At 52.2% G+C, this 18,492-nt stretch carries 17 protein-coding genes; 3 read left to right on the forward strand and 14 right to left on the reverse strand.

Annotated elements, in window-relative coordinates; translation table 11 throughout:
* Positions 1–65: 65 nt before the first annotated feature.
* From GT409_RS09245 to GT409_RS09265, 5 genes are all read right to left on the reverse strand, one after another.
* A complete protein-coding gene (locus tag GT409_RS09245) occupies positions 66–494 on the reverse strand; it encodes a GreA/GreB family elongation factor (RefSeq protein WP_160628816.1) in 429 nt (142 codons plus the stop codon).
* Positions 495–715: 221 nt separating this feature from the next.
* Positions 716–2,038, reverse strand: coding sequence for a sigma-54-dependent transcriptional regulator (locus GT409_RS09250; protein ID WP_160628817.1), 1,323 nt, complete (start codon positions 2,036–2,038; stop codon positions 716–718).
* Complete coding sequence (locus GT409_RS09255) at positions 2,025–3,176, reverse strand: sensor histidine kinase (protein WP_160628818.1); 1,152 nt, start codon at positions 3,174–3,176, stop codon at positions 2,025–2,027. The genes GT409_RS09250 and GT409_RS09255 overlap by 14 nt, the downstream gene beginning before the upstream one ends.
* Before the next feature lie 62 nt (positions 3,177–3,238).
* Complete coding sequence (locus GT409_RS09260; RefSeq protein ID WP_160628819.1) at positions 3,239–3,802, reverse strand: DUF2179 domain-containing protein; 564 nt, start codon at positions 3,800–3,802, stop codon at positions 3,239–3,241.
* 494 nt (positions 3,803–4,296) lie between these two features.
* Positions 4,297–5,112, reverse strand: a complete 816-nt coding sequence (locus GT409_RS09265; RefSeq protein ID WP_160628820.1) for a hypothetical protein — start codon at positions 5,110–5,112, stop codon at positions 4,297–4,299.
* A 590-nt stretch (positions 5,113–5,702) separates the two neighbouring features.
* On the opposite strand from GT409_RS09265, the gene GT409_RS09270 reads away from it, so the two are divergent.
* Positions 5,703–5,912 (forward strand): hypothetical protein, encoded by a 210-nt coding sequence (locus GT409_RS09270; protein WP_160628821.1) that lies wholly within the window; start codon positions 5,703–5,705, stop codon positions 5,910–5,912.
* Between the two features lie 152 nt (positions 5,913–6,064).
* On the opposite strand, the gene GT409_RS09275 is transcribed toward GT409_RS09270, so the two are convergent.
* Both GT409_RS09275 and GT409_RS09280 read right to left on the reverse strand, forming a co-directional pair.
* Positions 6,065–6,613 carry a hypothetical protein gene (locus tag GT409_RS09275; protein ID WP_160628822.1) on the reverse strand — a complete coding sequence of 183 codons (549 nt, stop codon included), beginning with the start codon at positions 6,611–6,613 and terminating at the stop codon, positions 6,065–6,067.
* 94 nt (positions 6,614–6,707) lie between these two features.
* The gene (locus GT409_RS09280) at positions 6,708–7,232 is read right to left on the reverse strand and encodes an NUDIX hydrolase (protein ID WP_160628823.1); all 525 of its coding nucleotides are present in this window, start codon (positions 7,230–7,232) and stop codon (positions 6,708–6,710) included.
* 101 nt (positions 7,233–7,333) lie between these two features.
* Between GT409_RS09280 and GT409_RS09285 the strand changes: the two genes are divergently transcribed.
* The gene (locus tag GT409_RS09285; RefSeq protein WP_160628824.1) at positions 7,334–8,482 is read left to right on the forward strand and encodes a deoxyguanosinetriphosphate triphosphohydrolase; all 1,149 of its coding nucleotides are present in this window, start codon (positions 7,334–7,336) and stop codon (positions 8,480–8,482) included.
* Positions 8,483–8,494: 12 nt separating this feature from the next.
* On the opposite strand, the gene GT409_RS09290 is transcribed toward GT409_RS09285, so the two are convergent.
* Positions 8,495–9,481, reverse strand: coding sequence for an N-acetylmuramoyl-L-alanine amidase family protein (locus GT409_RS09290; protein WP_160628825.1), 987 nt, complete (start codon positions 9,479–9,481; stop codon positions 8,495–8,497).
* 182 nt (positions 9,482–9,663) lie between these two features.
* Between GT409_RS09290 and GT409_RS09295 the strand changes: the two genes are divergently transcribed.
* Entirely contained in the window at positions 9,664–10,476 is an 813-nt protein-coding gene (locus GT409_RS09295) for an endonuclease/exonuclease/phosphatase family protein (RefSeq protein WP_160628826.1), read from the forward strand.
* Between the two features lie 216 nt (positions 10,477–10,692).
* Here the strand turns inward: GT409_RS09295 and nifJ are convergent, their stop codons facing one another.
* From nifJ to GT409_RS09320, 6 genes are all read right to left on the reverse strand, one after another.
* Positions 10,693–14,211, reverse strand: coding sequence for a pyruvate:ferredoxin (flavodoxin) oxidoreductase (gene nifJ / locus GT409_RS09300; protein ID WP_160628827.1), 3,519 nt, complete (start codon positions 14,209–14,211; stop codon positions 10,693–10,695).
* A gap of 260 nt (positions 14,212–14,471) precedes the next feature.
* Positions 14,472–15,257 carry a TrkA C-terminal domain-containing protein gene (locus tag GT409_RS15910; protein WP_233231510.1) on the reverse strand — a complete coding sequence of 262 codons (786 nt, stop codon included), beginning with the start codon at positions 15,255–15,257 and terminating at the stop codon, positions 14,472–14,474.
* A 201-nt stretch (positions 15,258–15,458) separates the two neighbouring features.
* On the reverse strand, positions 15,459–15,929 hold the full coding sequence (locus tag GT409_RS15915) for an SLC13 family permease (protein ID WP_233231511.1): 471 nt from the start codon (positions 15,927–15,929) through the stop codon (positions 15,459–15,461).
* A gap of 27 nt (positions 15,930–15,956) precedes the next feature.
* The gene (locus GT409_RS09310; RefSeq protein ID WP_160628828.1) at positions 15,957–16,358 is read right to left on the reverse strand and encodes an RrF2 family transcriptional regulator; all 402 of its coding nucleotides are present in this window, start codon (positions 16,356–16,358) and stop codon (positions 15,957–15,959) included.
* An 89-nt stretch (positions 16,359–16,447) separates the two neighbouring features.
* Positions 16,448–17,326, reverse strand: a complete 879-nt coding sequence (locus GT409_RS09315) for an SDR family NAD(P)-dependent oxidoreductase (protein WP_160628829.1) — start codon at positions 17,324–17,326, stop codon at positions 16,448–16,450.
* Between the two features lie 319 nt (positions 17,327–17,645).
* Positions 17,646–18,386 (reverse strand): hypothetical protein, encoded by a 741-nt coding sequence (locus GT409_RS09320; protein ID WP_160628830.1) that lies wholly within the window; start codon positions 18,384–18,386, stop codon positions 17,646–17,648.
* Positions 18,387–18,492: the final 106 nt, after the last annotated feature.

Raw genomic sequence — 18,492 nt, forward strand, 5'->3', positions numbered from 1 at the left:
TTTTTATATTTTGAAAGCATATCTGAATACATTTTCCACTCCTTCGATCTTGTTAGTCAGATGTTCTATAATTCGTATTGTTTTGCTGTTTCGGGCTGAAAGTTAATCCAGTCGATCCGGGTGATCTGGTGTCCTTCCGGAGATTCCCAGTCGATTATGCTGCCGGCAGAAAACCCGATAAGAGCGATACCCTGTTCGGAGAGAACAGACAGTTTGCCTTGCAGTTGGTTGGCCTCGCCGGGAAAGACCAGTGTATAATCCATACTTTTTCCGGAGGTCATGTCGGTCAGCCGGGCGCAGGTGTTCATGGTGAGGATATGGCGCGGGATTGCATGTGACGTGACCACGACGGCACGATTCAGTTCTGCTTCCAGCTTATTGACCAAAGTAAACGGTTGAAACCCCATGGCCCTGGCGGCTCTCAATAAATCCTGCAAATGAATGTAGTCAGAAAACGTAAGCGTAATTGTTCTGTTTATTTTTTCGTTTTCCATGATGCGCACCTCCTGATGGCGAATTTTCACTGCAACAGGTATGCCAAGAGGAAGGCCGGAGGGCTTGAGGCAGGTGCTCGGGGTGCAAGGTGTTCATTGCGAGCGGCTTGACGTGTTCTGCCTTCTGGGTTTTGCGGCGTATGGTTTATGGTAAGACGGAATTCGTCTGCAGGAACTGAGGCAGATTTCCTCAATCGCAGAAGATTTACGCGATTGTCTTGCTACGCTTTGAGTCTGTTTTGAAGCGTTTTTCGGTCAATGCCCAGAATGGCTGCAGCCCGGGTCTTATTGCCCGCAACACTGGCCAGCACAGTTTGAATGTGTTCTGCTTCCACCTGCGCCAGAGAGCGCCGAACATTTCCGCTTTGCGAGACAGAAAAACGCATCAGTTCCGGCAGTTCCGGTGCGGTGATCACATCGCTCTCTGTCATCAGCACTAATCGTTGAACCACATTCTCGAGTTCCCGCACATTGCCGGGCCAGGCATATGTCTGAAACATCTGCAGAACACGATCATCAAACTCCGGTGTCGGCTTCCCCTGTTCTTTGGCGAAGCGGTTGGCAAAGTGACGAATCAGCAGCGGAATGTCGTCCGTCCTTTCACGCAGGGGCGGAAGACATAGAGGAATTACGTTAATGCGATAGTATAGATCTTCTCGGAATTCACCTTTTTCAACCATCGTTTCCAGTCTTTTATTGGTTGCGGCCAGAATCCTCACATCCACTTTGCGCGGTTCGCGTGCCCCAACCATGAATACGACCTTGTCCTGTAAAACACGCAGCAGAACCGCTTGCATCGCCAAAGTCAGTTCGGCGATCTCATCCAGAAAAATACTGCCGCCCTCTGCGGCCTGGAAAAAGCCGGGGCGGGATTCATGGGCTCCCGTAAAAGCACCTTTTCTTGCGCCAAATAATTCACTTTCAAGCAGTCCGTCGGGAATTCCGCCGCAATTCACCGGAATGAACGGTGCTGAGGCACGGTCGCTGCTGTAATGAACCGCACGGGCGACCAGTTCCTTGCCAGTCCCGCTTTCTCCCAGGATCAATACGGTGGCAGAGCTTTGAGCCGCTTTCCCAATGTCCCTCCCCAATGCTTTCATCGGTGCCGATTCGCCTAAGATGCCCCGGGCTGCAGACGGAACGGTTCCGTTGCCGGAAGCCGCGCGGCGAAGCCGAAGCCGTTGGACTGACCGCTGTACCGCCTGCAGCAGTTCTTCATCGGTAAACGGCTTGGCAAGATACTCCTGAGCCCCGGTCTGCATGGCCGTTACCGCACCGGGAACCGATGCGTAACCGGTAATCATAATAACTTCCGTGTCGGCATGATTTTCCCGGATGTGCCGAATCAGGTCCATTCCGCTGATTTTCGGCATGCGCAGATCGGTAATGACCAGATCGACCTGTGCCGAATTTAATGTCCGAATGGCTTCTTCCACTCCGGATACCGTTTGCACCGAATATCCGGCAGAAGTCAGATTGCGCCGGACAACCTCCAGTGTATCCGGAGAATCATCCACGACTAATACATGCTCAGGCTTGTTCATGAGATTCTCCATGAGTGGGCGGACGGTGAATAGGCAGTTGAACAGTGACTGCAGTGCCGCAGTCCGGCGTGCTTTCAAGGGAAATAGTTCCCTCATGACCCGTTACAATGCCGTGTACAATCGACAGGCCGAGTCCCGAACCTTCATTCACATCTTTAGTCGTAAAAAACGGGTCGAAAAGGCGCGGGAGAAGCTCCGGAGCAATTCCGATTCCCTCATCTTTAACAAGCAGCCGGATCCACGTGCCGTTGCGCGAGGTTTCAATCTTCAACGAGCCGCCATTCGGCATGGCCTGGATTGCGTTTACAACCAGATTGGTCACGACTTGCCGAAGCTGCCGGTCATCCGCAATAATTTCCGGAATGTCGGGATCGAGCGCGTAGACGAGCTGAACTCCGGCCGCTGCGCAGCGAGCTCCCCAGATTGCCTCGCTGTCGCGGATCAGCCGGTTGAAATCGACCCGCTTATCGCAGGGGGGCGTTTGGCGGGCGAATACCATCAGATGGCGGATAATGTCGCGGGCATGCAGTGTTGCAGCCTCGATTTTTGAAATATCCGCTCGCGCCTGATCGGGCAGGTCCGGCGTTTTGGCGAGCAGCTGTGCAAATCCGAGGATTCCGCCTAGCGGTTCGTTGAGCTCATGCGCCACCCCGGCGGCCAGCCGACCGATTGTGGCGAGTCGATCCGCATGGCGCAGCTTTGCACGGAGACGCTCCTGTTCCGCCGCAGTTTCGCGACGGTCAACAATTAGTCCCACCTGGCGGGCGACTTCCCCCAGCAGCCTGTCTTCTTCTTCGAGAAAAGAGGGAACTGAATCCGGTGGCAGCGAGGGATATCCGACGGCAACTTCACCCCGGCATTCGCCGCGAACCATGATGGGTTCAATCCGACCCCTGTCGGGGGGCAGCATGGCTCCGCTGCAGAATTCTGCGCCGTCGAGCATCACTCGCGCTGACGCATTTTTCGACCGCTGCCAGGCAGCAGGAAGCGCTTCGGCAACCCCTTGCAGGATCTCAGGCAGTGACGCGGCAGGGCGACCTGAAATCTGCGCAATTTCGTAGAGGCAGCTGAGTTCTTTAACCCGCTCTCTGAGCTTGTGCGCGGCACTGCCGGATTTTTTTTGTGATGTCGTATTCATTGCAATGATGTTACTGAAGGTAGCACACATAAATGGCTTGTCTATAGGTTCCAGACCGGCCGTTATTTCCCAAGGCGCAATGCCGGAAAGCCTCGGACGGGCATGGAAGGATGAATCCCCTCCCGTGTCAAGCGCACATCTTCAACGGTGTAAAAGACCTTGTGATGGTATTTCCGGACTGAGTTTAAAATCTTCGTCAGCTTTCTGCGTCGAACCACGGTGAACAAAATCGCAATCCGTCCTGTTGATCCCTCTCCATCCACCTGTGTGACACCAAAACCTTGTTGGCGCAAGATCTGTGCGAATTCGTTAGGATCTTTGCCGGGGATCATGCGTACCAGCACAAAGCCCATGGCGATCCATCGCTCAATACAGATCCCTACATACGCACCCAGCGCATATCCTGCGGGATACGCGATAAAACAAATCCAGTTATCCAGGTTCGACATAATCTGGGACACAGCCAGCAGCCAGACTAAAACCTCGAAAAAACCGGTGAGTGGAGCCAGCAGCTGATGTCCGCGAGCAACAAAAATAACCCGCAATGTTCCCAAGCTGACATCCACCGTTCGTGCCAGCAGAATAAACAGCGGCAGAACCCACCACGATTCTTTTAGCGCCTCCATACAATGATCAATATGTAAGCCCCTTTGCCGCAGAAGGTGCGGCAAAGGAGACTCTTTTGTTAACGGGTAACCAGACGCCCGGCGACAATTCCTGCTTTCTCACGCTGAATGCGTTTTTTTTCCTTCAACGTCAATTTGGGCTTTTTACGAGTCTCTTTCTGTTTCTTCGGCATAGCATCCTCCTTTCAATGTACTAGATCGCTATCCATACTTGCCGTCGCTCATTGCAACAAGCATGCCAACGGGAGGGGGGCGAAGATTGCTGCGAACGGCAGGATGTCTTAAACTCTATTGAGCAGGTGGCCGCGAAACAGAATCATAAAAACAGTTCCTGAACCCGTGTATTGTGAACACGGACAATAGCCCTGAAATATCGGGAAAAATTACCCGCTGCGACGTATTTCCCCGCCGGGCTGTTGTCGGAAACGCAAGCTCTATAAGAATAAACATTGATGAGTGGGGCTCATCCTTTAGATCGTGCAGAAGCATGGACGTCAGCCCGTGGAGCGTTTCTTTAGAACAAAGTTGAATGCCCCATAGGCGATAAAGACATAACCAAACAGTTCCAGCCCTTCCTGCAAAGCGCCTTTAAAAACAGGGGGGCATGTGAAATGATTCCAAATCAGTGTTCCGCTGCCAAAAATACGACTGAATACCAAAACAACAATCAAACCGAATACAATATACGAAGAAAGTTTTGATTCTAAAAAATACAACATGGGTTTAAGTACTGTGTTTTTATGATGATTCATAACATAGGCAATGCAGGATATAGATAACAGGATCGCAGGCCAGACCCAGAAACCATGCCTGACATGATCAAAGGCCCAGTCCATCTCACGTACAAACATGCTGCCAAAGAAGCCTGCTGCTAAAACAAAAAATCCTTTTGAGTCATTATGTTTTCTGGAGCCGTACGCAAACAGGGAGATGGATAAAAACAGCAATGAGGCTTGAGTTAACTCAGTTAATGATCGTTCTGAAACGCCATCTTCAAATATAAGAAGGTCCAGTATGATGCATACAGGCGCTAAAAGTGTTAATAATGAAAGGAACAAAACTTGTCCAATGCCAGACAGGATTTTAATAACAATCGTGTCATAGATCTGATCTTGTTCCCGGAACTCTTCTTGAGAAGAGCTGTGGTCAAGTGGTGTTGAATTTTTAATCAAATTTATCTCCTGTAGTTCAATCTTATGGTGGCTGGACGCTGTCTTTCCGGAAAGAATAAGCAGACCTTTTTTATGCTGAATGCGTTTTGAGTTCAAAATCAATTGGTTTTTACGAGTGTCCTTCTTTTTATTCGACATAGTGTTCTTTCCCCAGTGTCATAAATGACTATTCATGATTGTTGCCTGTTATGCAGTAAGTATGCCAGCGAGGACTGACAAGGGTCTCTGCAAAAAGTTCTCAGGAGGAACCAGAAAAAGCTATGTTGAAGCAACAGAGCTTCGATGCGCCTGCTCCGCCGCCGCAGCATCACCCCGCGCGTGGGGTGGTGGCCGTACCGTTGAGTGGTTGGAGTCAGAGGGGACGGGGGAGCAGCTTTTTTTCTATTTAGCAGCATAATTCATCCCCATCCGCCGTTTGCTCCGTCGACTCCCTGGCACAAACTGTATCGCGGTCCCGATATGCCGTTGCCAAAAAAGCGGAAGACAATGAAAGCCTGTATCTGTATACCAACCGGATTCAAAACCGTTATAAAGGCCGCGATACCGGTCGAGATATCCGTCTGTATCAACCGATTAAAGCTTATTACTGGGCATACATTTCCTTTGTCGACTATCAGGTTGGAAAAATCTTCCAAGCATAGGAGGTATATCTGGTCGGCCTCGGACCGCAAAGAGCTGTTTTTGACCGCATTAAAGATTCGGAAGAAACCCGTAATCGGGCGTGCAACGTGGCTTATGACGAAGTGGTTCGTGAAGTACGCAGTCTGCTGCAGGGGCATATTCGGGCTATGCCGGGGTGCGAACAGGTTGTGGATGATGAGGGATGGATCGTCAAAGAGCCGGTCACACTGCCCGACGATCCCGATGCGGGCCTCATCGTGCAGGATCCGCCGTGTTTTCTGGATCGTCTGCAAATCCCCGGCTATTCTGAGGCATAAACTGTACCGCAGGCCGCGACCGGTTCCGGTATTGCTTTCTTTAAAAAGGAGCAGCGTCCTCGCTTATTTGGGGATCCTTCAGAAGAGTCTCTGGTGCCTGTCGAAGCTGTGCAGTTTTGCTGTCGCGTTATTTGCTCGGCCGGAAAATAATTTCAGCTGTGTTTTGGGAGAAGTCTCCGAAAAATCAATAAACCCATGCCGGACAAAGAAGCTAATGCGATTACACTTGGTTCAGGAATGACACCCATCGTGGTTAGACCCTCTGTATATGAACTGGTTAGGTAAACCTTATTTTCGTTCAGAAGAGTCGGGGATTCGAAATCTGTTACTTCAAGCATGTCGCTATCGTTGTTCATGCCGGCAGTATCAAAGTCGATCGCAAAGCTCTCAGATGTTTGAGGAGCAATTGCTCTGAGTGTGAGCGGGGCGTCCCATGCAGGCCAAAAGTCCAATGCATTGCTGTTGAGACCAGTATTACGGTAGTAGCTGTCGACGTCGATTAGAAGAAGGAGATCGTCCTGAACTTCTTTCGGCCCGTTGATATTAACTTCAAAGCTGAAGGATGGAGCCGGAATCACAGAGCTGCCGGTAACTACTTTCTGATGAGGAAGTGTATCTGATTGTTCGATAACAGCACTGAAAAGAGGTGCTGCGCAACACAGCACTGACATCATAAAAAAACGGTATGTAGCTCTTTTCAAACTCTGATAACTCCTAAATTGAGCAACCATGCTATCTTAATCGGGAAGAAGAAATCAATAGAAAGTAGCATGTATTTGTATTTAATTTTTTTCATCAACTGCTCTTGTAAAGACACCACGCTGCAAGGGTTTTTGCGTCCTGAATATCCCCCTGTTGAATCATTGCTTTGACTTGTTTTTCGGTGAGCAGAACCGTTTCGATTTCTTCATCGTGATCGAAGTCTGTTTCTCCGGGTTCATTGCCGACTTCGGCGTAGAAAATATCGATTCTCTCAGTGCAATACCCGACAGACGGATAGATGGAGCCGAGAGGATGAATGCTGAGAGCTGCATAGCCTGTTTCCTCTTTGAGTTCGCGAATGGCGGCGACTTCGGGATCTTCCCCGGGATCGCAGTTTCCGGCCATGACCTCAAAGCAGGTGCGTTCCATTGCTTTTCGAAACTGGCGAATGAAAATAAACTGTTTGTCCGGTCGGCGGGCGATCACTGCAACGGCTGGGCCATGGCGAACGATTTCCCGGGTGGAGGTTCGCCCGTCGGGAAGAGCAACTTTCAGCACATCAACTGACAGGATGCGGCCTTCAAAAACCGTGTTCGATTCGAGTGTTTTCTCGCGCATATTTTGTGCCCTTCGTGAAGCGTGTGTACTAAATGCAGACCCTAGCTGTTTTTTGTTTTTGTGTCATTTGTCAAATCGGTTCATGGCATTAAAATGCGCGTATGACACATAACCGTCAGCAATGGGAGGCTCTGGAAACCAATGATTTGGCTCCATATGCAGCGCACAGTGCAGAAAGCCTTGGCCGCAGGTTTATAGAGCCGCCGCATCCGGTGCGCCCCTGTTTTCAGCGCGATCGCGACCGCGTACTGCACAGTCGCTGTTTCCGCAGGCTGGAATATAAAACGCAGGTGTTTGTGAATGGAACTGCCGACCATTATCGAACCCGCCTGACCCACACAATCGAAATGGCTGCGGTGGGGCGTACTTTAGCCCGGGTATTTCGTGTGAATGAGGATCTGACGGAGACCATTTGTCTTGCCCATGATGTCGGACACAGTCCGTTTGGCCATCGGGGCGAGTATGTGCTGAATGATCTGATGAAGGAGCATGGCGGCTTCGATCACAACCTGCAAAGCCTGCGGGCGGTTGAAAAGCTGGAATATCAATACCCCGGATTTGCCGGTCTTAATTTGACATGGGAAGTGCGCGCCGGACTGCTCAAACACGAGGCGGCAGCGCCAGAGGCTCATCTGGATGGTTATCCGATCGGTCCGTTTCAATATTTAGAAGCCCAGATTGCCGATGTTGCCGATGATATGACCTATCATGCTCATGATGTTGACGACGGCCTTTCCGCCGGCCTGATTACGCTCGACCAGCTCCGGGAGCTTGCATTTTGGAAAATGGCAGCCGCTCGTGCTGAAGAGCAGTATGCAGCTTTAGATGAAGATCAGCACCGGAGGATTACGATCAGGAATCTGCTTGATCTGCAGGCCCAGGATGTTCTTTCAGAGGGTCGTGCGCGGCTTGAGGAGTATCGCCCGGAACGCATTGCGGATGTTATGAGGGCACCCCGGCGGATGATCTGTTTCAGCAGTGAAATGTCCGGTATGCTTCAGGAGTTTTCCGATTTCCTGTATCAGCAGCTCTATTATCACCCGGCCGTTGCCGATGCCAACAGTGAGGCTGTAGAGCTGATGCGAGGACTTTTCCTGCATTATGTTGAGCGTCCGGAGACCATGGGGGAGAAGGCGAAGGAACGTCTTGAAACCGAGGGGCTGATGCGGACGGTGTGCGATTATGTGGCCGGTTGTACGGACCGTTACGCGCTGGAAGAGTGCGAGAAACACTGTGTTTGCCTGAAATAACCTCAGCAGCTCTTATTGCTTCGCCCGCTTGACATCATTGAAATAAGCCACGATTCCATCAGCAATTCCCCGGGCCAGCTTGTCCTGCCCGTTTTGACTGAGCACAAAGCGCTCTTCTTTAGGGTTGGTGAGAAAGGCCATTTCAACCAGTGTTGCAGGGCAGGGCGCTTCGCGCAGCACCTGAAAACGGGCCCGTTTAACTCCCCGGTCGGTTTGCTGGGTCGACTTGATTAAATGCTGTTGAATGCGGGTTCCCAGCGCCTGATTCGCCACATCATATTTGTTTCCGGGATATCGGGTTGTCGGGGCGGAATCTTGGCCGTAACTGTGCGTGCTGTACTCGCCGGGCAGCGAAAGAACAAATGTCCCCGCTCCTTCTGCACTGCTGGTTCCGGAATCGGCGTGCAGGCTCACAAAGACATCTGCCCGGTAACGGGAGGCAATTTTGCAGCGTTCGGAAAGACTGACTTTTTTGTCGGTTTCCCGTGTGAGGTAAACGGTCAGTCCACGGGCCTGCAGCAGATTGCGCACGCGATTGGCAATATTTTTTGTCAGCAGTTTTTCATAGATTTTGCGTGGGCTTGTCGCTCCTTTGTCCGAGCCGCCGTGGCCGGGATCAAGCACGACAATGCGGTTTCCGGCCTGTTTTAAGAATGCGTAGGGACGAATCGCAGGCTCTACCGTTTTTGAAAAATCAGGTTCCTTCAGTGTCCATTGCCAGCCGATTTTCTGGACCGGGTTATTCAGCCAGAGAAGAGTGCCGTTGACCCAGCAGCGGCGGCTGTTGGTCTCGAACTCCATGGTGTGCCATTTGTTGCGGAGGCGGAGACGGTCCTTGGACGGCTGCGAGAACTGCATTCCGTAGTAGGAGACAATATTGTTCAAAGGAACGTAGGTGTTTCCTTTTGAGGTGATCGTGCGTACTGCAGACTGGCCGGTGGCAGCCCAAAGGAGAAGTGTTGCGAGAATCGGCAGGAGCGTATTTATCTTCGGTTTCATGGAATAACCTTCTTGTAAAATCAGCTGATCTGTATAGTTCTTTAACTATTATCACGGAAAAAATGACTGCGCGAGTCTTATATCATATAGGTCCAATACTGAAAAGGCGGGCAGGCTTCCTGGCTTTTTCAGCCCTGTTGGCTGGATGCGGCAGGCTCCCGGAGCCGGACACATTTTCTGTTATGACCTATAATGTGCATCAATACGCCCTGAGGGACCGGGATAAAGATGGACAGGCGGATGATCCCAAGTCGCCGGAAGAATGTGATGCCGTCATTCAGCTGATCGCCAACTGCCGCCCGGATGTCCTTGCGCTGCAGGAAATGGGAGACGAAATTACTTTTTTTAAGTTCAGAAAGGTTCTGACACGTGCCGGAGCCGGCTATCCGTATGCCGAACTCCTGCGTAATGATCGAAAAGTGGAATCCAATCTGGCATTGCTCAGTCGTTTTCCAATTGTTTCTGTGCAGAACTGGACCAATGAGTGGTACAGCATTGGTCCGGCGAAAATTCCGGTAGCCCGCGGTTTTATGGATGTTGATATTCAAGTGAACTCGTCATATCGCTTTCGCCTGATCAACGTCCATTTGAAATCCAAAGTCTACAGTCCGCTGGGACAGACCGAAATGCGCCGCAATGAAGCCCGGCTCCTGAATAAAGCCGTTCGTTCGATTCTCGATGAAAACCCAGACATCAATCTGCTGGTCGTCGGAGACATGAACGACAGCTATGCCTCGGCTCCCTTGCGCGAAGTAAGGGGCCGGCGCGGCGGTGAGCAGCTGATCGATCTGCGTCCGGTGGATGAGACGGGCAGTGCATGGACCTGTTTCCAGGCGACCACCGACCGTTACAGTCGCTTTGACTACCTTTTTGTCAACGGCGGAATGAAGTCGGAAGTCGTTCCGGGGCAAACCCGGGCGGTCCTGGATCCTCTGACGTGGAAGGCCTCTGACCATCGTCCCGTTATTGGCGTTTTTCATGCCCTGGAAAAATAAAAACGCTATGCATGACTTTTTCAGGGATGCGGCATCAGGCTGCACCGGGATCGCCATTAATTGGCTTTGGGGGGTAAAACGCGAGAGCCAAGCGCCTGCTCTGTGCAGCGCGAAGACCGGTATCTGCAGGCTTGGAGGATGCAGACACAATCAACAAAAAAACCGCCGTGCAAACTGCACGGCGGTTTTTTGCGGTTCTGTGAAGAACCGGTCGGCTTACATGATTTCGCCCATGGCTTTGTAGAAGGCCATGCGTTTTTTCGCGTCTTCTTCAGCTTCCGTCAGAAGTGCTTCCGCAGCTTCCGGGTTGGTTTTGAAGAGGGCGGTGTAGCGGCGCTCGGAACGGATGAACTCCTGGAAGTCTCCGGTCGGTTCGCGTGCTTCCCATGTGAAGCGTTTTTCCGCAGTCGGGTTGTAGCGGTAGAGCGGCCAGTAACCGCAGTCTACAGCGCGTTTGGCTTCGGTCTGCGTTTTCATCATGTCGATACCGTGAGCAATACACGGAGCGTAAGCCATGATGATGGACGGTCCCGGATAAGCGGCTGCTTCCATGAAGGCTTTCTGAGTCTGCATGCGGTTTGCGCCCATGGAGATGGATGCAACGTATACATTGCCGTAGCTCATGCACATGAAGCCGAGGTTTTTCTTCGTGTTCGGCATTCCGCCGTTGGCGAATTTGGCCACAGCACCGATCGGGGTGGCTTTGGAGGCCTGTCCGCCGGTGTTGGAGTACACTTCGGTGTCGAGCACGAGAATGTTGACGTTTTTGCCGGATGCGACCGCATGGTCGAGTCCGCTGAAGCCGATGTCGTAGGCCCAGCCGTCACCACCAATAATCCATACGGATTTGTCGACGAAGTAATCCTGCAGCTCGATGATCTTGGCAACGATTTCTTTTTTGTCGCCTTCCGCAGCTTCCAGTTCAGCCGGAAGCAGCAGCTTCACAGCGGTTTGGGCGGCAACGGCTTCATCGCTGATGCAGTTGGCTACGCAGATTTCGATCGCTTTTTTCAGCGCGGCTTCGAGATCGACGCCGCAACCTGCTTCGAGCAGTTTGTTGACGTAGATCTGCAGCTGTTCGCGGTTGCTGTCGACGGCGAGGCGCATACCCAGTCCGTATTCGGCGTTGTCTTCGAACAGGCTGTTGGCCCAGGTCGGTCCGCGTCCGTCTTTGCTGGTGCAGTACGGCACGGTCGGGAAGGTTCCGCCGTAGATGGAGGAGCAACCCGTGGCGTTGGCCACAACCATGTGCTCACCGCAGACCTGGGTCAGCAGTTTAACGTAGGGTGTTTCACCGCAACCTGCGCAGGCACCGGAGAACTCAAAGAGCGGTTTTTTGAACTGCATGCCTTTGAGGGTTGTTTCGGCAACACCATCGAGGACGTTATCCGGCAGAGCGTCGAAGAATTCGGCGTTTGTGCGTTCGCCGGCTTCGCGTTCGTGTTCGAGTGTGCTGAATTCCAGAGCCTTGGTTTTGGCCGGGCAGGTTTCCACGCAGACTCCGCAACCGGTACAGTCTTCGATGTAGACCTGAATTTTGTACTGCAGGTCTTTTTCGTTTTTAGTGTTCGACTTCAGGGTGTTGAAGGTTTCCGGTTTGTCGGTCAGGTCCGCCGGATCGATCTGCTTGGCGCGGACGACGGCGTGCGGACAGGACATGACACACTGGTTACACTGGATGCAGTTTTCGGAAATCCACTTCGGAACGCGCGGAGCAATCCCGCGTTTTTCGAGGCAGCTGGTGCCGGTCGGAAGGGTTCCGTCGACGGACATTTTTGAGACCGGGACATCGTCCCCTTTCTGCAGCATGCCGGGCAGGATGATGTTTTTGGTGAATTCATCAGCGTCTTCGGCGATCAGTGCGGCAGGAACATAAGACTCGGTGATGGTTTCCGGAACGGCGACTTCTTCGATGGCGTCCACCGAAGCGTCAATGGCTTTCCAGTTCATCTCAACGATGTCCATGCCCTTCTTCTCGAAGGCTTTTTTCGCAGCGTCTTTGATCAGCTGGATGGCTTCGTCGGCCGGAATAATGCCGGACAGTTTGAAGAAGGCAGTCTGCATGACGGTGTTAATACGTCCGCCAAGGCCGACGGCTTCCGCAATTTTCAGCGCGTCCATGTTGTAGAACTTGATCTTGCGGTCGATGATGATCTGCTGCTCTTCTTTGGTGAGGTGATTGAACACTTCGCTGGTCGGGATTTCCGAGTTCAGCAGGAAGGTTCCGCCTTCTTTCAGGGCGGAGAGCATGTCGTAGCGACCGATGTAGGCCGGGTTGTGGCAGGCTACGAAGTCGGCGTGGGAGATCAGGAACGGGTAGTTCACGGAGCTGTCGCCAAAACGCAGGTGGGAGACGGTTACGCCGCCAGACTTCTTGGAGTCATAGGAGAAGTAGGCTTGTGCGTTTTTGTCGGTGTTTCCACCAATGATTTTGATGGAGTTTTTGTTCGCACCGACGGTTCCGTCAGCACCCAGTCCCCAGAACATGCAGGACACAACGTCGGCCGGCATGATGTTGAGGGATTCGCCGATTTTGAGCGAAAGGTTTGTGACGTCGTCGTTGATGCCGACGGTGAAACCGTGGAAGGCTTCGCCGTCGAGGTGATCGAAGACGGCTTTGACCATGGCGGGTGTGAATTCTTTGGAGGAGAGGCCGTAGCGTCCGCCAATGATCTGGATGTCTTTGCCTTTCAGCGCGCCGACCACGTCGAGGTAGAGCGGCTCACCGATGGATCCCGGTTCTTTGGTGCGGTCGAGCACTGCGATTTTTTTGCAGCTGGCCGGAATGGCGTCGATGAAAGCTTCTACGCCGAACGGACGGTAGAGGCGAACTTTGATCAGACCCAGTTTCGCACCCTGTGCGTTGAGGTGGTTGACCGTTGCTTCAATCGTGTCGCAGCCTGACCCCATTGCGATGATTACTTTTTCAGCATCTTCGGCGCCGACATAGTCGAACAGTTTGTATTTGCGACCGATTTTTTCGCCGACGATGTCCATGTATTTCTGAACGAGAGCCGGAACAGCGTCGTAGTACTTGTTGCTGGTTTCGCGTCCCTGGAAGTAAACGTCCGGGTTTTGAGCAGCGACTTTAAGAATCGGAGCTTCCGGCTTCATGGCGCGGGCGCGGAAGGCTTCGATCATTTTCATGTCGACGAGTTCTTTCATGACGTCGTAGGAAACCTCTTCCACTTTCTGGATTTCGTGGGAGGTGCGGAATCCGTCGAAGAAGTTCAGGAAAGGAACGCGTGCTTCGAGTGTTGCGAGGTGAGATACAATGGCCAGGTCCATTGTTTCCTGAATGCTGTTTGCGGACATCAGGGCAAAACCGGTCTGGCGAACGCTCATGACGTCGGAGTGGTCGCCGAAGATCGACAGCGACTGTGCAGCCAGTGAACGGGCTGAAACGTGGAAGACGGTCGGGATCATTTCCCCGGCAATTTTGTACATGTTCGGGATCATCAGCAGGAGACCCTGCGAAGCAGTGAAGGTGGTCGTCATGGCACCGGCGGAGAGGGCTCCGTGGACGGCACCGGCAGCACCGGCCTCTGATTGCATTTCAACGATATCGACTTTCTTGCCGAACAGGTTGGTTTTTCCCTGGGATGCCCAGACATCAGATACTTCTCCCATCGGAGTGGAAGGGGTAATCGGATAAAGCGCCGCGACTTCGCTGAACGCATAGGCCACATGGGCGGCCGCTGTGTTACCATCAATGGTTACCATTTTTTTGCTCATACCTGCTATTCCTCCTAAGATTTGCAGTTTGTTCATTAAATCTGTCAAAACGGCTGTTGCCAGTCGTTGAGATTATTCGCTTTTTGCTGATTTTTCGTAAAAAATAGAGATTCCATCTCCCCCGATTTTACAAAATTTCTAGCAAAGCCGAGAGAGTTCCAGAAATTAGCCACTAAAAGAAGCCTTTTTTGGCAAAATCGGGCCCTGTTTTGGAATTTATACTGGGTATAAAAAACGGCTGATTCGGTAAAGGTGCCTCTTTAGAAAGGCCATATATGTGGAGCCAGTTTGATTGCTGTGATTCCCACTAATAAGGTGAGTGGAATGCCAATGTTTAAATAATCAGAAAAACGGTATCTTCCGGGGCCAAAAATCATCAGGTTGGTTTGGTAGCCGATCGGCGTTACAAAACTTGCGGACGCGCCGGCCGCTGCATTCAGCATGCTGGTGATCTGGAAGGCGACTGAAAGAATCATGCCGAGGAGAATCAGAGCCGCCAGCGGAGCCCGATGATGGTTTACGAGTATGGCATCCTGCAGTTCGCAGATCAGAAGGAAGTCGCGCGAGTCTTTTTGGCGAGGAATAAAGCCTGCGTGAGATTCCACGAGCAGGGTGTCTCCGGCTTGCAACCGAATATTACCGATTCGTCCCTCTACTCTCCGGCCATTGCGGGCCAGCGCCAGAATTGCGGCATTGTAGCGTTTGCGGAAATTGCAGTCTCGGATTTTAAATCCGATTTCCGGGCAGGTTGGTGAAACCACCGCTTCGACAATTCGGCGGTCGCTGAGCGGAACGGTCAGGGAAAAGCGGGTATCTTCTGAGATTCGAAGATTTTTAGAGTTTCGCAACTCGACAATGGATTCAACATCCCCTGCAAAAACCAGTCGATCCAGATCCTGCAGAATCATGGCCGGCTCAACCGGGGCAATCACCTGTTTTTCGCGAATGATTTCCACGAGATACCCGCCCGGCAGTTGCCGCAAACCGGCCGCCTGAACCGTTTGTCCTGAGATGTCGCTGCCGGACTGTACGATCATTTCGACCATATACTCTCTTGGGTTGGAAAAATCCTCTTTGGTTCGATCCCTTTAAGGGAGCAGTTTTTTGCTGAATAAAAGCAGGTAACCAATTCCTGCTATCGCACAGGGAAGGCCGATCCGCGTAATTTCGAACATGCCCAGGCTTTCTCCGGAGTGCGCAATATAAAGACTGTTCACAACCAGGTTCGTGCTGGTGCCGATCAGTGTTCACATGCCGCCGAGGATGGACGCATAGCTCAGTGGAATCAGAAACTGCGATGCGGATCGTCCGAGTCGGCGAACCCACTGCATCAAAACCGGGATAAACATGGCAACGACCGGAGTGTTGTTCAAAAAACCACTCAGAATGAAAACAGGAAACATCAACCTCGATTGGGCTCGTCGAAGGGTGGCGGGGTGCCCCATGACTCGGGTGTAAATCCATAGCAGTGCTCCTGTTTCCTGCAGTCCGGAGACAATAATGTAAAGCACTCCGACTGTGATGACGCCGGGGGAACTGAATCCGGCCAATGCGGCTTTTGTATCCAGAATGCCGCAGATCATCAGCAGGCCCGTCCCGCCCCAAAAGACAACATCGGTGCTGAGACGTGTAAGTACGGCGCTTAAAAAAATACCGCTCACGACAGCGAGGGTAAGCCAAGCGTCCCAGCCCAGCGACCCAACGGCGCTTGTATCCATGGTTTTGTTTCCTGTCGAGAGAATGGGCTACGCCAGATCTGCCAGTGTTTTGCCTTCCATTATGTTGGCCGTGTAATCGCGAATATCCTGCATGACATTCATCACGCCGGTTTCTTTCTCAAGCAGAGAACGACATGGGAAGTATTCACTGATTGCGCCGATTGGAGCCAAGGCGCCATCCATAAGACGCACAATCTCTGCCATGGAAATTTCGGCGGCTGGTCGGGCGAGCTGGTAGCCTCCCGCCACGCCGCGTCGCGCAGCAACCAGTCCCGACTTTTTCAATGTGCTGGTCAGCTGTTCCGCATATTTTTGTGACAGGTCGTATGTCGCGCAGATATCTTCCAGCCGCGCAAACTGGTCCGCTTCGGTTCGCGCTAGAAAAATCATGATCAACAGGGCGTATTCGCTTTTCGTGGTTAACTTCATTTTATTTCCTAGTCAAAAGGTAGGTTATTGGGGCCAAAACCGTCAACGCCTAATCTCGGAGAGATTATTGGTGTGCAGTGAAATTGGCTTCAGGTGCGGTTCTGCAGTTTTTTCCGAAGTTTGGAAACCGCAACCGCATCAATCAGCGCCGCGGGCAGAAACCGACGGGCGAATGCTCCGAAATGAGCCGGGGCAGTAACGCGGACGCGGATCGGCGGACGGGATTTTTCCAAACATTGGAAAACGGCTTCCGCGACCGCTTCCGGTGGTTTCATAAATCCTTCGGCGGTGCGGCCGGCGGTGCCGTTTTTTCGTGTTTCAATCGCTTCCTTATAAAAGGATAAGAAGGGGGAGGTCGGGTTCCCGGCAAATTCATCGGTTCGGTGAGCCAGATTTTTTGAAAATCTGCTGTCGATCGGACCGGGTTGAATGATGGAAACCGCAACGCCGGAATCGAACAGTTCGCGACGCAGGGCGTCTGATGCGGCTTCGACCGCGAATTTGGATGCCGAGTAAGCTCCGGCAAAGGGCAGGGACAATTCGCCCAGTACCGAGCTGACATTAACGATGCGGCCGTATCCCTGTTTGCGGAAAACTGGAACAAACCGGTTCGTCAGTTCCTGCATTCCGAACAGGTTGACTTCAAAGACCGCGCGCAGCATGTCGCGAGAACAGTCTTCCATTGCCGCAGTGATTCCGAATCCGGCATTGTTGACCAATGCCCCGAGTTGTCCGTTAAAGCGGTTCATCACTTCGGCGGACGCATCGGCAATCGATGCGCTGTCGGTCACGTCCAGCCGTACCGGGGCGAATTCATCACGGCGGAGCATGTCGAGGTCTTCCGGTTTGCGGGCGGTCGGCACTACCTGCCAGCCGCGGTTGCGCAGCAGTTTTGCTGTCGCCAGTCCGATGCCCGACGAACAGCCGGTGACCAGAACGGTTTTGGGATGTACTTTGGGAGTTTTCATTTCTTCAAGTTCCACAATCTAGCATTAGATTTTTCCAATGTCTGGAAAAAAGGATGAGTCCGGAAGGGTCGGCATATGAAAAGATGGTCTTTATGCATGGTGTGGATTCTGACCGGATTTTTGTTTGCGCCCGTTTGGAGGCTGTCGGGAGGGCGCCTGCCGCAACGGTTGAATCCCGGTCCACAGAAGTGTCTGGATGCTGTTCGGGCTGTTAAAAGTTCAGAAGAGGTCGCGGCTCTCTGTATTTTCATAACCCCGGATTTTTGAAGGAAAAATCCGGGGTTGTTGATTTTTCGCCGGAAAGTTTCCGGGATGTTGTTTAAAGCGGGATGTCATCCGTTATGTCCAGAACCTCAGGCTCATCAATACCGAACGATTCCTCTTCTTCAAGATTTCCTGCATTTTCATCCTCCCACGTGATGCTTTGTATCTGCAGGATGAAATAGTACATCAGATAATCTGTCGGCTGGAAATCATCCGGGGGCAAAGGAATAATATGACCGTCGGGACTTTCTTCGAAGTCACTGAACGGAGGAACGGCAACTGCCCGCCCGTTTTTTCCGATTGCCGGAGTCCAGGCATCCGGAACGGCAATCAGCCTGCCATCCTTGCCGTAGACGAACCGACCTTCAGGTGGAATGGCTACAGCTCGCCCATCAACCCCGATTTGGTAACTCCAGCTTCCTGGCACCGCAATGGTGCGGTGGTCGTATCCGGTCACTGTTATTCCGTATGGAGGAACCGCTACACCTCGATGGTCGCTTCCTACAACGAAACTCCATTTTTCCGGAATTGGAATGATTCGTCCGTCGGCCCCGGCCTCGCCCCGGCCTTTCGGTGGAATGGCCACCAGCCGTCCGTCGGCTCCTTTTTGTGTATACCATCCATCTGGTACGCGAATCATGCGCCCGTCAGGGCCGCGCTCTAATGAACATTGAGGACCATAACTGACGAGGTGTCCGTCAGGGCCTTTTTGGGTCTTCCAGGCCGCGTGGACTGTGATAACGGCGCTGAATGCGGCAACGATCAGCGCGCAAGTTATGAATAATCGAGCACGCATAACACCCTCCTTATCTTCAATCGACTATTTAGACTCGATTTTAGTAACTGACGTTCAGTTTTTAATGGGAGGTTTTTCAGTCAAAAGGGCGTGTCAGGCAGTGTGT

The organism is Tichowtungia aerotolerans, assembly GCF_009905215.1.
Classification (GTDB): domain Bacteria; phylum Verrucomicrobiota; class Kiritimatiellia; order Kiritimatiellales; family Tichowtungiaceae; genus Tichowtungia; species Tichowtungia aerotolerans.

Excerpts from the sequence above, each read along its gene's own strand:
- GT409_RS09245 (WP_160628816.1), bottom strand. The coding sequence starts at position 494 with ATGGAAAACGAAAAAATAAACAGAACAATTACGCTTACGTTTTCTGAC.
- GT409_RS09285 (WP_160628824.1), top strand. The coding sequence starts at position 7,334 with ATGACACATAACCGTCAGCAATGGGAGGCTCTGGAAACCAATGATTTG.
- GT409_RS09250 (WP_160628817.1), bottom strand. The coding sequence starts at position 2,038 with ATGAACAAGCCTGAGCATGTATTAGTCGTGGATGATTCTCCGGATACA.
- GT409_RS09260 (WP_160628819.1), bottom strand. The coding sequence starts at position 3,802 with ATGGAGGCGCTAAAAGAATCGTGGTGGGTTCTGCCGCTGTTTATTCTG.
- GT409_RS09255 (WP_160628818.1), bottom strand. The coding sequence starts at position 3,176 with ATGAATACGACATCACAAAAAAAATCCGGCAGTGCCGCGCACAAGCTC.
- GT409_RS09315 (WP_160628829.1), bottom strand. The coding sequence starts at position 17,326 with ATGAAAACTCCCAAAGTACATCCCAAAACCGTTCTGGTCACCGGCTGT.
- GT409_RS09295 (WP_160628826.1), top strand. The coding sequence starts at position 9,664 with ATGACCTATAATGTGCATCAATACGCCCTGAGGGACCGGGATAAAGAT.
- GT409_RS15910 (WP_233231510.1), bottom strand. The coding sequence starts at position 15,257 with ATGGTCGAAATGATCGTACAGTCCGGCAGCGACATCTCAGGACAAACG.
- GT409_RS15915 (WP_233231511.1), bottom strand. The coding sequence starts at position 15,929 with ATGGATACAAGCGCCGTTGGGTCGCTGGGCTGGGACGCTTGGCTTACC.
- GT409_RS09310 (WP_160628828.1), bottom strand. The coding sequence starts at position 16,358 with ATGAAGTTAACCACGAAAAGCGAATACGCCCTGTTGATCATGATTTTT.
- GT409_RS09290 (WP_160628825.1), bottom strand. The coding sequence starts at position 9,481 with ATGAAACCGAAGATAAATACGCTCCTGCCGATTCTCGCAACACTTCTC.
- nifJ (WP_160628827.1), bottom strand. The coding sequence starts at position 14,211 with ATGAGCAAAAAAATGGTAACCATTGATGGTAACACAGCGGCCGCCCAT.
- GT409_RS09265 (WP_160628820.1), bottom strand. The coding sequence starts at position 5,112 with ATGTCGAATAAAAAGAAGGACACTCGTAAAAACCAATTGATTTTGAAC.
- GT409_RS09280 (WP_160628823.1), bottom strand. The coding sequence starts at position 7,232 with ATGCGCGAGAAAACACTCGAATCGAACACGGTTTTTGAAGGCCGCATC.
- GT409_RS09320 (WP_160628830.1), bottom strand. The coding sequence starts at position 18,386 with ATGCGTGCTCGATTATTCATAACTTGCGCGCTGATCGTTGCCGCATTC.